The organism is Pseudarthrobacter ribosi (genome assembly GCF_055412865.1).
The window spans coordinates 250,332-262,072 of record NZ_JBVAYZ010000005.1; the positions used below are offsets into that span (position 1 = coordinate 250,332).

Annotated in this window: 14 protein-coding genes and 1 tRNA gene; 7 read left to right on the plus strand and 8 right to left on the minus strand. The window is 67.1% G+C overall.

Features of this window, described 5'->3' with window-relative positions; genetic code table 11:
• Window position 1: 1 nt before the first annotated feature.
• Both ACZYZ5_RS07690 and ACZYZ5_RS07695 read right to left on the minus strand, forming a co-directional pair.
• The gene (locus ACZYZ5_RS07690) at window positions 2-481 is read right to left on the minus strand and encodes an FHA domain-containing protein FhaB/FipA (RefSeq protein WP_463900613.1); all 480 of its coding nucleotides are present in this window, start codon (window positions 479-481) and stop codon (window positions 2-4) included.
• A complete protein-coding gene (locus ACZYZ5_RS07695) occupies window positions 478-1,227 on the minus strand; it encodes an FHA domain-containing protein (protein WP_463900616.1) in 750 nt (249 codons plus the stop codon). Before ACZYZ5_RS07695 ends, ACZYZ5_RS07690 begins: the two co-directional genes overlap by 4 nt.
• 409 nt (window positions 1,228-1,636) lie before the next feature.
• On the opposite strand from ACZYZ5_RS07695, the gene ACZYZ5_RS07700 reads away from it, so the two are divergent.
• Window positions 1,637-1,719 (plus strand) — tRNA-Leu (locus ACZYZ5_RS07700).
• Between the two features lie 156 nt (window positions 1,720-1,875).
• Here the strand turns inward: ACZYZ5_RS07700 and ACZYZ5_RS07705 are convergent.
• Window positions 1,876-2,565 (minus strand): TetR/AcrR family transcriptional regulator, encoded by a 690-nt coding sequence (locus ACZYZ5_RS07705; protein WP_463900618.1) that lies wholly within the window; start codon window positions 2,563-2,565, stop codon window positions 1,876-1,878.
• A 186-nt stretch (window positions 2,566-2,751) separates the two neighbouring features.
• Between ACZYZ5_RS07705 and ACZYZ5_RS07710 the strand changes: the two genes are divergently transcribed.
• The 4 genes from ACZYZ5_RS07710 to ACZYZ5_RS07725 all read left to right on the plus strand — a co-directional run bounded on the left by ACZYZ5_RS07710 (window position 2,752) and on the right by ACZYZ5_RS07725 (window position 7,233).
• Complete coding sequence (locus ACZYZ5_RS07710) at window positions 2,752-4,152, plus strand: flavin monoamine oxidase family protein (RefSeq protein ID WP_463900619.1); 1,401 nt, start codon at window positions 2,752-2,754, stop codon at window positions 4,150-4,152.
• A gap of 45 nt (window positions 4,153-4,197) precedes the next feature.
• The gene (locus tag ACZYZ5_RS07715) at window positions 4,198-5,109 is read left to right on the plus strand and encodes a universal stress protein (protein WP_463900621.1); all 912 of its coding nucleotides are present in this window, start codon (window positions 4,198-4,200) and stop codon (window positions 5,107-5,109) included.
• The gene (locus ACZYZ5_RS07720) at window positions 5,106-6,629 is read left to right on the plus strand and encodes an APC family permease (protein ID WP_463900623.1); all 1,524 of its coding nucleotides are present in this window, start codon (window positions 5,106-5,108) and stop codon (window positions 6,627-6,629) included. The genes ACZYZ5_RS07715 and ACZYZ5_RS07720 overlap by 4 nt, the downstream gene beginning before the upstream one ends.
• Window positions 6,630-6,750: 121 nt before the next feature.
• Window positions 6,751-7,233, plus strand: coding sequence for a pyridoxamine 5'-phosphate oxidase family protein (locus ACZYZ5_RS07725; protein ID WP_463900625.1), 483 nt, complete (start codon window positions 6,751-6,753; stop codon window positions 7,231-7,233).
• 13 nt (window positions 7,234-7,246) lie between these two features.
• Here the strand turns inward: ACZYZ5_RS07725 and ACZYZ5_RS07730 are convergent, their stop codons facing one another.
• Window positions 7,247-7,885, minus strand: coding sequence for an NADPH-dependent F420 reductase (locus tag ACZYZ5_RS07730; RefSeq protein WP_463900627.1), 639 nt, complete (start codon window positions 7,883-7,885; stop codon window positions 7,247-7,249).
• An 18-nt stretch (window positions 7,886-7,903) separates the two neighbouring features.
• Window positions 7,904-8,536: a hypothetical protein gene (locus tag ACZYZ5_RS07735; protein ID WP_463900629.1), complete on the minus strand. Its 633-nt coding sequence runs from the start codon at window positions 8,534-8,536 to the stop codon at window positions 7,904-7,906.
• 156 nt (window positions 8,537-8,692) lie between these two features.
• Between ACZYZ5_RS07735 and ACZYZ5_RS07740 the strand changes: the two genes are divergently transcribed.
• Window positions 8,693-9,076 (plus strand): VOC family protein, encoded by a 384-nt coding sequence (locus ACZYZ5_RS07740; protein ID WP_463900631.1) that lies wholly within the window; start codon window positions 8,693-8,695, stop codon window positions 9,074-9,076.
• A gap of 53 nt (window positions 9,077-9,129) precedes the next feature.
• On the opposite strand, the gene ACZYZ5_RS07745 is transcribed toward ACZYZ5_RS07740, so the two are convergent.
• Entirely contained in the window at window positions 9,130-9,534 is a 405-nt protein-coding gene (locus ACZYZ5_RS07745) for a DUF5997 family protein (RefSeq protein ID WP_463900633.1), read from the minus strand.
• Window positions 9,535-9,624: 90 nt separating this feature from the next.
• Between ACZYZ5_RS07745 and ACZYZ5_RS07750 the strand changes: the two genes are divergently transcribed.
• Window positions 9,625-10,377 carry a LysR family substrate-binding domain-containing protein gene (locus ACZYZ5_RS07750; RefSeq protein WP_463900634.1) on the plus strand — a complete coding sequence of 251 codons (753 nt, stop codon included), beginning with the start codon at window positions 9,625-9,627 and terminating at the stop codon, window positions 10,375-10,377.
• A 22-nt stretch (window positions 10,378-10,399) separates the two neighbouring features.
• Here the strand turns inward: ACZYZ5_RS07750 and ACZYZ5_RS07755 are convergent, their stop codons facing one another.
• The gene (locus ACZYZ5_RS07755; protein ID WP_463900636.1) at window positions 10,400-10,735 is read right to left on the minus strand and encodes a hypothetical protein; all 336 of its coding nucleotides are present in this window, start codon (window positions 10,733-10,735) and stop codon (window positions 10,400-10,402) included.
• A gap of 145 nt (window positions 10,736-10,880) precedes the next feature.
• A complete protein-coding gene (locus tag ACZYZ5_RS07760) occupies window positions 10,881-11,741 on the minus strand; it encodes a phosphogluconate dehydrogenase C-terminal domain-containing protein (RefSeq protein ID WP_463900637.1) in 861 nt (286 codons plus the stop codon).

Below are 11,741 nucleotides of genomic sequence, written 5' to 3' on the forward strand. Positions count from 1 at the left end.
GCTACGGCCTCAATTCGATGACCGTCTTGCCGATTCTCACGGGGACACCCAGCTCTACGGGCAATGCCCTGGTGAGCTGCTGGTCGGCCAGATAAGTGCCGTTGGTCGAGCCAAGATCCTCGATGAACCAGCGGCTGCCCTGCGGAAACAGGCGGGCGTGGCGGCCCGAGGCATAGTCATCCTCCAGCACAAGCGTGGATTCCTGGGCGCGGCCCAGCAGGATGGGACTCGCGGCCAGCGGGATCGTGGTGCCCTTGAGCGGGCCTTCGGTCACGACTAATTGGCGGGGCTGTTGCTTGACGGGGGCCGAGGATTCGGCCAGGGCCGGGTTCTTTCGGACCTGCCGCGCTGTGGGGGCGCCCGCTGCTGCCTTGCGACCGATCATGAGGTCGCGCCGCATGGCGGCAACAATGCTGAAGATCAGCACCCACAGGAGCAGGAGGAATCCGAAGCGCAAGGCGGTGATGGTCAGTTCGCTCATTGGCGGCCGCCTGGGCTGGCGGGCAAAAGTCGGAAGATGATCTTGGTCCGTCCCATTGTGATCGTGGAGCCGTCGCTGAGTTCCGAGGTTCCCACGATCTTGTGGCCGTTGACGTAGCTGCCGTTCGTGGAGCCCAGATCCACGGCCTGGGCACTGCCCGGTCCCGTGCGGATTTCCAGATGGCGGCGAGAAACGCCGGTGTCGTCAATAAGGATGTCTGCTTCGGAGGATCGTCCGAGCACGATCGCCGGCGCGTTCAAGGAGTAGCGCTGCCCGTCAATGTCCAGTACGGGCTGCATCCGGGAGGGCTGGCGCGTCGGGGCGGCAGGCATTCCGGCGTGCGCGGCCGGCTGGGCGGGTGCAGACGTGGACGGGGTCTTTTCGGTCCGGGACTTGATCTCGAAGTCGCCGGCGCGGCGGTCCCCGTCACGGCGGAAACTGATCCGGACGGGACCCTGGAGGGTGTAGCCCTGGCTGCGCACGTGGTTGATGACCACGTCGCAGAGTTCTTCAGCCAGCGGGGTGCCCCATTCCTGGGCCCGCAGGAAATCGTCGTCACTGAGGAGGACGTCGAAGACGTTGGGGGCGAGGGTCCGTCCCGCGGCGATGGTGAGGGCCTTGTTGTCGACCTCGCGGCGGAGGTGGCTGGCGATCTCGACCGGCTCAACCTGGGCGCGAGAACCGGTGGAGAAGACTCCGCGGACGGCCTTTTCGATGCCGCGCTCGACTTTGTCCAGCAATCCCATGGTCCTTCTCCTTTCGTGACGGCTGCAGGGCAGCATTCGTTCCGGAACTCGGTTTCCCACATCCGCGGGAGCCCGCAGTCAGCGGGCACTCCTACATCAGATACTACTGGGCGAGTCTGGGAATGGCCTTAATGCGCGTCGCCGCCCCGCGCCGGGAAATTACGCCGGACCGGCCCTGACGTGCACGGACATCGGTCCGCTGCGCCCGCCCGAGACGGCGTCCAAGTGGTGCGGTGAGGTCCCGGACCGGGTGGCTCCGGCCTCCGGATGTGGGGCGCGGAATGTCTGACCCTTCCCGGCCCCGGAGGCCGATTGGTGTTTTCCCGCTGTTGTCCGTTATGCTTGATCTCGCTGCTTTTACGAGGTTCACGGCCCGATTCTGGACCGACAACTTCGTGGGAGAAGTTGCGCGCGAGTGGCGGAACGGCAGACGCGCTGGCTTCAGGTGCCAGTGTCCGAAAGGGCGTGGGGGTTCAAATCCCCCCTCGCGCACGCAAATATAAAGAACCCCGGTCTTCGGACCGGGGTTCTTTCCTTTAAACCTCGCGATACTGCCCGTCACGCCGGAGCAACAGCGACGAGAGGGCAGGGCGCGGATTCCTGAAACAACCGTTCCCTAGGGTCAGGTGACAGACGGCCCCGCCGGGGTCAGCCGCGGAGCGTCCCGAAGCGCCCGATCATCGCCTCCAGGCCCAAGTTGAAGGCGACGTCGGCGGGTTTGTCGTAGCCTTCCAGGTCCTGCTGCATGACGGCCGCGGTGAAGTTCGGCGTCGAGTCTGCCATGCTGCCGGAGTCAAAAATATCCGCCGGTGCCGTGACGTCGTAGGCCGAGCCGAAGATGAAGGACTCCAGTGCCACGATCGCGGACACGATCAGCCCCTGCGCGAAACCCGCGCGGACGAACCCGGCGCTGACGGCCTCGTACATGGCCAGCGTTTTGGGGGCGTCGGTCACCGGGAGCACAGCGATCACCGGAATCAGCGGCGTGTGCTTGGAGAACACATCGCGGTAGCTCCAGGCCCAACTGCGCACGGCCTGGTCCCACGGCTCGGCCTCGAAGGCGGACACATCAACGAACGACGTCAGGTGGTCCTGCACCAGCACCAGGACGTCGCGTTTAGACGAGACATGGTTGTACAGGGCCGACGGCGCCACGTTCAGCGTCCGGGCCAGGGCAGCCATCGTAAAACCGTCATAGCCGCTCTTCCCGATGAGCTGCAGGGCCGCCGCCGTGATGCCGTCCTGGTCGAGGACGGCGGCCGCGGGCCTGCCCACCCGGCGGCGCGGTTTCGCATCGTGGCGGTGCGGATCGGCAGCGGCGCTGGTTGATGCCGGCATGGCTGGCCTTTCTGCGGTCGATGTCCTGGATGCTCCCATTGTGCCCCTACTTTACGGGCACTTTCCCGGAGAAGTTTCTTGGTCTGGAGGTCTTCCCCGATGCTTCCGAGGGGTCTATAGTCTATCGTAAATGAACGACATTCATTTAGTGGTCCGCATCACTACAGCGGCCACAGGGAGGACATCATGCTTGAACTTGACCGCGACGTCGTCATCGTCGGAGCTGGCCCCGCAGGGCTGACCGCAGCCCGGGAGCTGAAGAAGGCCGGCCTGAGCGTGGCCGTCCTGGAGGCGCGCGACCGTGTCGGCGGCCGCACCTGGACCGACACGATCGGCGGCGCCATGCTGGAGATCGGCGGCCAGTGGGTCTCCCCGGACCAGACCGAGCTGCTGGCGCTCCTGGACGAGCTTGGCCTGCAGACGTACTCCCGTTACCGCGACGGCAAATCCGTCTACATCGGTTCCGACGGCAAGCGCACCCTCTACACGGGCGATACCTTCCCGGTCAGCGAAACCACCGCCGCCGAAATGGACAAGCTCACCGCCCTGCTGGATTCCCTCGCCGACGAGATCGGCCCCACCGAGCCGTGGGCGCACCCCAAGGCCCGCGAGCTGGACACCATCTCCTTCCACCACTGGCTGCGGGAGAACTCCTCGGATGAGGAGGCCTGCAACAACATCGGGCTCTTCATTGCCGGCGGAATGCTGACCAAGCCCGCGCACGCCTTCTCCGCGCTGCAGGCAGTGCTGATGGCCGCCTCCGCCGGATCCTTCACCCACCTCACCGACGAGGACTTCATCCTGGACAAGCGCGTCATCGGCGGAATGCAGCAGCTCTCCCTGCTGCTCGCCGCCGAACTGGGTGACGACGTCGTGCTGGACAGCCCGGTGCGCACCATCGACTGGGCGCCGGTCTCGGCAGGAGGAGAGACAGCCCAGCGGGTGACGGCTGTTTCGGAGCGCGCCACCGTGAAGGCGCGCTTCGTCATCATGGCCGTGCCGCCGAACCTGTACTCCCGGGTCTCCTTCAACCCGCCGCTGCCGCGCCGCCAGCACCAGATGCACCAGCACCAGTCACTCGGACTGGTCATCAAGGTGCACGCCGTCTACGGCACCCCGTTCTGGCGCGAGGACGGTCTCTCCGGAACCTGCTTCGGCGCCGGCGCCTTGGTCCAGGAGGTCTACGACAACACCAACCACGAGGACATCCGCGGCACGCTGGTGGGCTTCGTCTCGGATGAGAAGGCCGATGCCGTGTTCGAGCTCAGCGCCGGGGAACGCCGCCGTGCCATCCTCGAATCGATGGCCGGATTCCTGGGGGACAAGGCCCTCGAGCCGGAGGTCTACTACGAATCGGACTGGGGCTCCGAGGAATGGACCCGCGGTGCCTATGCCTCCAGCTACGACCTCGGCGGACTGCACCGCTATGGCAAGGACCAGCACGCCCCGGTCGGCCCGATTTACTGGTCCTCCTCGGACCTCGCTGCCGAGGGCTACCAGCACGTCGACGGCGCGGTCCGGATGGGACGCCAGACGGCGGCCCGGATCGTGACAGCCGCAGACCGCAGCTCCGTGGCCTCGCATTAGCCCGGACCTCCCACCCAACCCGACAGTTCAGGAAGGATCGGCCAGATGCGTTACGTAGTGGGGTATTCAGCCAATGCCAGAGGCCACGATGCCGTTAACCTGGCCGTAGCGCTGGCACGCGGCCGCGGTGCCAGCCTGGATCTCGTCCTGGTGGTGCCAGAAGTCCAGCAGTTCGGCGCCGCCCATGCGCCCAAGGCGGGCTTCGAGAACCTTCTGAACGAGCAGGCGCGCCAGTGGCTCGACGAGGCCCTGGCCCTCGTCCCGGCCGACGTTCCGGCGCAGGCGCACATCCGCAGCGGCGACTCCGACGCCCAGGCCCTCATCGAGGCGGCCGAGGAACTCGGCGCGGACGTCCTGGTCATTGGGGCCACCAGCGCCGGCCTGTTTAAGCGGTTCACCATCGGTTCGGTGGCCAGCGCACTCCTTCACGCATCCACCGTTCCGGTGGCCCTGGCACCCCACGGCTACTACCGCCAGGAGGCCCTGACCCGCGTCAGCTGCGGACTCGGCACCCGGACGGGAGCCGAAAAGCTGCTCGACTTCGCCATCGGCATGGCGGCGAACCGGGCGGTCCCGTTGCGCGTAGTGTCACTGCTCGCGCTCGACGGCGGCGACTCAACCGCGGCTGCGGCCGCCCGCGAGTACGCGGAGAAGACCGTCGCGGCAGCGGTGCCGGTCAGCCCGACTGGCGTCCAGCTGGCGGCGAGGACGGACGTCGTTGTCGCGCAGGGCCGGAGCATCGAAGAGGCCGTGGACGGCCTCGACTGGGAAGGCGGCGAGGTCCTGGTCATCGGGTCGAGCCGCCTGGCCCAGGCCCGCGCCATTTTCCTGGGCAGCACGGCCAACCGGATCCTCCGCGCGCTGCCCGTGCCGATGCTCGTGGTGCCTAGCGGCTACGAACTCAAGCACCAGAACCACCCACTGTCGAATGACACGTCCGGAGAGGCACCCCAATGAGTACCGAACACGCGGCGGCCAAGGCCCCGCACGACACCCACGCAGGACTGAGCGCCAAGGGCCTCAAAGCCGGATCGATAGGCCTGATCGGCGCCGTCGTCATCGGTGTGTCCTGTATCGCCCCGGCGTACACGCTGACCGCGGCCCTGGGCCCGACGGTCGCCGAAGTCGGCGTCCAGCTGCCGGCCATTTTCCTGGTGGGCTTCATCCCGATGCTGCTCGTCGCGTTCGGCTACCGGGAACTGAACAACGCCATGCCCGACGCCGGAACCTCCTTCACCTGGGCCTCGCGCGCCTTCGGTCCCTGGATCGGCTGGATGGGCGGCTGGGGACTGATCGCCGCGACGATCATTGTGCTCTCCAACCTGGCCGCCGTGGCCGTGGACTTCTTCTACCTCATGCTGGCCCAGCTGTTCGGCAACCCCGAACTGGCTGACCTGACCCTGAACCTGCCGCTGAACATCGCCACCACCCTCGTGTTCATTGCGCTGGCCTGCTGGATCTCCTACCGCGGCATGGAAACCACCAAGGGTGTGCAGTACGTGCTGGTCGCGTTCCAACTCCTTGTGCTCGGCTGGTTTTCCGTCGCCGCTTTCAGCCACGTCGCCAACGGCACGGCCTTCGATGCCACGGCGATCACCCCCGAGTGGTTCAACCCATTCGCCGTCGAATCCTTCTCGGCCTTCGCCGCGGGCGTCTCCCTCTCGATCTTCATCTACTGGGGCTGGGACGTCACCCTGACCATGAATGAGGAAACCCGCGACCCGGAGAAGACCCCGGGGCGGGCGGCCACCGTCACCGTGCTCGTCATCGTGATCATCTACATGACGGTCGCCCTGGCCACGCTGTCGTACGCCGGCGTCGGTCAGGAAGGCCTGGGCGCCGGAAACCCGGAAAACCAGGGCAGCATCTTCGCCGTCCTCGCCGGACCGGTCATGGGTCCGTTCGCCATTCTGATGTCCCTGTCCATCCTGAGCAGCTCGGCCGCATCCCTGCAGTCGACGTTCGTCTCACCGGCCCGGACGCTGCTGGCGATGGGCCACTACAAGGCGCTGCCGGCCAAGTTCGGCCGGATCAGCCCTACCTTCAAGTCCCCGAGCTACGCCACCATCGCGGCCGCCATCGCCGCGGCGGGGTTCTACGTGATCACCCGGACCACGTCCGAGAACGCGTTGTGGGACACCATCACCGCACTCGGCATGATGATCTGCTTCTACTACGGCATCACCGCCCTGGCCTGCGTCTGGTTCTTCCGGAGCGAGGCGTTCAGCGGGGCACAGGCATTCTTCTTCAAGTTCCTCGCCCCGCTCCTGGGCGGCGTCATCCTGCTGGTGATGTTCGTCAAGACCGCCTATGACTCCATGGACCCGGCGTATGGTTCTGGATCATCCGTCGGCGGCATTGGCCTCGTGTTCATCCTGGGCATGGGCGTGATCGTGCTGGGCGTGGTGCTCATGCTGGTCATGGCCAAGATCCGCCCGGAGTTCTTCAAGGGCAAGATCCTGCCCACGGGTTACTAGGCCGCGCCGCACAACACCGGGAAGGTCCTTCTTCCGGCAGCCACTGGAAAGTAAGCAAACTTACCAATAGGCTGGCGGGAGGGGGACCTTCCCCCGTTCGCAACCAGAACGAGGTGACAGCATGTCGGACGCAGAAAACATCAGCAAAGTTACGGACATCATCAACGATTCGCGGATCGGGATGTTCACCACCGTCAATGAATCAGGCGCACTCGTTAGCCGACCGCTGGCCGTCCAGGACGTGAAGGACGACGGCGACATGTGGTTCTTCACATCCGCCACCACCTCCCAGGTGGCCCATGTCCGGGCGGACCCGCGCGTCAACGTCTCCTTCGGCAAACGCACGGAATGGGTGTCGGTGGCCGGAACGGCGGAAGTCGTCACCGACCGCCAGAAGATCCACGAGCTCTGGAACCAGATGGTCGAGGCCTGGTTCCCGGACGGCCCGGACACCCCGGAGGTGGTCCTGCTGCACGTCGATTCCGATTCCGCCGAATACTGGACCAGCCCGGGCGGAACCGCCGCGACGGTGCTGCAGTGGGTCAAGTCCAAGGTCACCCACAGCCGGATGAGCGTGGGCGAAAGCGGCACGGTCGAACTCTAGGCCCTGCGCCGGCCTAGTCGATGATCTTGAGTCCCGTGGACCACGTGAATTCCTGGTAGGCGGGGTTTGCCTGCAGGGCCATCACGAGGAGCTGGAATCCCTCCAGCTCCCGGGCATGCCTCAGCCCGCCCACCCGCAGGGGCCGCAGCCCGGCGGCGGCCGCGAAGGACGCGACCTTGTTGGCGGCCTCCTCGGAGTCCGTGGCGATGAAAACGTCCAGTGGCATCCCGCCCTTCGCCCCGGCCGTCAGCGGTCCCGCGAACGTGGTGTTGAAGGCCTTGACGACTTCTGCCCCCGGCAGCAGGGCGGCGATCTCCTCGGCGGCCGAGGACCCCGGTTCCACGGTGAGGGAATCGAAGGTGTCCGCATCGACCGGGTTGCTGATCTCCACCACGGTCTTGCCGCTCAGGGTGTCACCGTAGTGCGTGGCGACCTCCCGGGCCGGTCCGAAGTAGAGAGCCAGCACCACGATGTCACCCTCCGGAATATCGCCCAGTCCTCCGGACGTGGCGTCTCCCCCCAGTTCGGCCGCGAGTTTTGCCGCGTGTTCCTGGGACCTGCTGAGGATCTGGAGCGATCGGCCCGCCGCCACGGCGCGGGTTCCGATCGCCCGGGCCATGTTGCCGCTGCCGATGATGGTGAAGTCTGCCATGGTGCTTCCTTCCGGGTATCAGCCGTGGGCCGGATCCACCCTGGTAAATCCGGCGGGCCGGGCCGGCATGTCCTGCCCGACACCGGCGGCCCGTTCGGCGTCCGCGAGGGCCTGTTCCAGCCGGTCAACCGCCGGTGCATATCCGGCGTCCGTCCCGCCGCGGAGCTGCTCCGCGGCCTTCATCGCACGGATCAGGGCGGCCGTCTCGGGCTGCCGCGCGTCGCTCATCGCGGGGTAATCGATGCTGTGCGCGGGGTCCAGTTCGTAGCGCTGCCACCGGGCCAGGACGCGGCGGTGCCGGGCCGCGGCCGCCTCGTTGCTGGCCGCCATGTCCCGGGAGGCCTGGCGGGCGGCGCGCCGGCTGAAGACCCTGGGGGTCCAGAAGTAGGAGGCGGCGGCAGCGGCTACGGCGAGAACACCAAGCAGTAGTCCGGCCCACGGTGCCGCCAGTGCGGGGAGGATCACCGCCGGCGCCACGATGGCGAGTCCGGCGAAGACGTCCCAGAACGCGGCATCGGGCAGGCCGTCGCTGGCGGCGGCCACATGCTTGCGGATGAGATAGACCGAAGCTCCGGATGCGCACACGACGATGACGGCCAGGACCAGCAATTGCCAGAGCGCGATGGGGGCGGACTCGAACAGGAACGGCATTCCAACACCTCCAGGGACCGGCCCGGACGGGCGCGGTTCCGCTGATTCCATTGGAATCCATTGGAGGCGGGCCGTCAATGGTCCCGGAACTGTGCGATAGCCCGCCCCGGCGGGCCCGGTTCACAGCGGGCTCCGTCCCGGCGTAGCCTAGGGCCCATGCGACTGAAAATGTGCAGTATCCACGTCAAGGACCCCGCCGCCGCTTTCGAGTTTTACACCGGAACCCTGGGCTTTGAGAGCCTCCTGGACATACCGGAGCACAATCTGTACATCGTGAAGGACCCGGCCGGGTCCGGCGGGGGATCAGTCGGGCTTCTGCTGGAGCCCAGCGACAACCCGATCGGGGCCGCCTACATGAACGGATGCCACGACGCCGGGCTGCCCGCGATCGTCTTCGGGGTGACCGATGTCCGGGCGGAGTCCAAGCGGCTCGCGGCCAAGGGCGTGATCTTCCAGGAGGAGCCTTCCGACGGCCCTGGCGGCACTACAGCGGTGTTCGACGACGGGTGTGGCAACTTCGTCCAACTCCACCAGGACTGAGGCAGCACCGACCCCCGGCCGGCATCCAGCCCGGGCCCTGAAGGCAGCCGCGGCTACTCGGCCGCGGTGCGTGCCTGCTTGGCGTCCTTCTTCGCTGCCTCGTCCTTGACCCGCTGGGCCTCGGCGCGGACGGCAGCATGGGTGGAGCGTTCGGCGACCAGCCACGCCGGCGGGGCCTGCAGCAGCGCGGTGATTTCCGCCGTCGTCAGCGCTTCCTCAACGCCGCCGCGGGCCAGGCCGCTGATGGAGACGTTGAGCTTCTGGGCGACCACCGGGCGGGGGTGCGGGCCGTTGCGGCGCAGTTCGGCGAGCCACTCCGGCGGGTTGGCCTGGAGCTCGGCGAAATCGGCGCGGGTGATGACCGAATCCTGGAACTCCTGGGGTGTTGCGGGCAGGTAGATGCCAAGCTTCTTGGCAACGGTGGCCGGCTTCATGGACTGGGAGTTTGCAGAGGTCATGCTTCAAGGGTATCTGGCCACAGGGCGGCTGGGCACCGGCGCTGAGCGCTGACACCCGCCGTGCGACAGTCCGGGCGGTACTGTGAACATGTGTCCGCAGCAGAAGAAACACCCCAGACCCCCGACGAAACCGCCGCCGTCCCGGCCGAAGATGCAGTGCGGGAGCTGCGGTTCGCCTACGTCGCCGGCGTGACGCCCGGCAAGTGGACCCGGCGCTGGGAAGAGCGGATGCCCGATGTTCCGCTGCGCTCCTTTATGTCCGACGAGGGCGCCCAGCTCACCGTGCTGCGCGACGGATCCGCGGACCTGAGCTTCGTCCGGCTGCCGGTGGACCGCGAAGGCCTCAGCGTCATCCCCCTCTACGAGGAACAACCCGTGGTGGTGGCGCCCAAGGGGCACGAGATCTCCGTGTTCGAGGAAGTGCCCTTCGCCGACCTGTCCAACGAGACGTTCCTGGACGTCGCCGCACTCGGCGGACCGGAGCTGGCCCTGCAGGTGGTGGCCTCCGGGGCCGGCCTGGTGATCCTGCCGATGTCCGTGGCCCGCCACTTCAATGTCAAAGGCACCGTGGCGCGCCAGCTCACCGGGGCCCCGACGACGGAGATCGCCGTGGCATGGCCCAGCGACAGCACGGACGAGGTGATTGAGGAGTTCATCGGGATTGTCCGGGGCCGGACCGCCGCGAGCTCCCGCCAGCCGTCCGCCCAGCTGGAAAAGCCGAAAAAGGAACCGAAGCCGGACCGGCGCGGTCCCGCGGTCAAGAAGCCCAAGGTGGCGCAGCGCTACGCGCCCAACCCGGACAAGGGCCGCGGCAAGGGGTCACGGAAGAAGGGCAAGCGCTAGAACGCGGCCGGGCCCGGAAGGGCTACTTGGCGCAGGCGTCCTGCAGGGCCTTGACGGAATCGGCCGGAACCTGGTCGCCGGAGTCGGCGATCTCGCGCAGCGGGGTGGTGATCTCGGCGGGAACGCCCGCGGTCTCGGCACCGGCGACCAGGCCGCCCAGAAGTTCTTTGTCCTGGACACTGACCAGGCCGTCCTCGACGAGTGTGCAGGCCTGCTTCTTCACTTCACTCCCGGCCGCCGTGGCAACCTGGGAGGCGCCGTCGCTGACGGCCTTGTTTGCGGCGTCCTGCACCTGGCCGCAGCCCGTCAGGGCGATCATCAGGGTGGCGGCAGACAGGGCGGCAAGGCGAAGTTTCATGCCTCCACCCTAACAAGCGCTCCTGAGCGGACGCTGGCCGCGGGCCGGTGCTGGGAGGCGTGACCCACACCCGGCCCGGCGGTCCGCACCTTTGACGGCCCGGCCCTCGCGGGGAGCCGGAGGCCGGGCCGTCACATTTTCGGACTTAGCGCTTGACGGCGTCCAGCTTCAGCATCTTCGCGATGACGCCATCGAGTTCCGAGTCGTTGAAGATCTTCTTCCAGTCGTCCTTGATGATGGTGTCCTTGCCGTACTGGATGGCGATTTCGCAGGCCTCGGAGAACGGGTTGGATCCGCGGAGGGCGTTGGTCAGGGCGATCTGCACGTGACCGAACAGCATAGCCTTGGCGGCTTCCTCCGGGACACCGGCGGTGTGCACGGTCTCGTGCAGCGCCTCGTTGAGCAGCGTGCCGATCATGCAGGCCACGGTCTCCACCAGGGTGGGCTCCAGGATGGCGAGCTGCTTCACAGTCACCCAGTGCACGTCGATGACGGGGGCGTAGATGGTACGGATGACGGCTTCGGCGGACTCGCGGGTCGCTGCCGGCGCGTTCTCGTCGATCGCGGCAACCACGTTCTGCGGTGCGCCTTCGCCGCCGAAGGTGTCGGCCCATTCTTCTTTGGTGGTGCGCTCCAGGAACACGGACGGGTGGCACGGGTGGGCGACTGCCTGGACGACGTCGTCGCGCTTTGCCAGCAGCCCGGCGTAGGCGGCGGCGGGGTCCAGGGTGAGCAGGATTGCGCCGGCCTTCATCTGGGGAACGACGCCCTGGGAGACAACGCCCAGGACGGTGTCCGGGACGGCGAGAATGACCACGTCGGCGCCCTTGACGGCGTCCTCAGTGGAGGTGATTTCGCGGCCCTCGGCGCGGACGCGTTCCTGGCCCGCTGGGGAGTTCTCGCTGTAGAAGACGGTGTGGGCGCTCTTCTGCAGGTTTCGGGAAACGCGCATCCCCATCTTGCCACCGGCTCCGACGACGGCGACGGTCAATTTTTCTGCTGACAT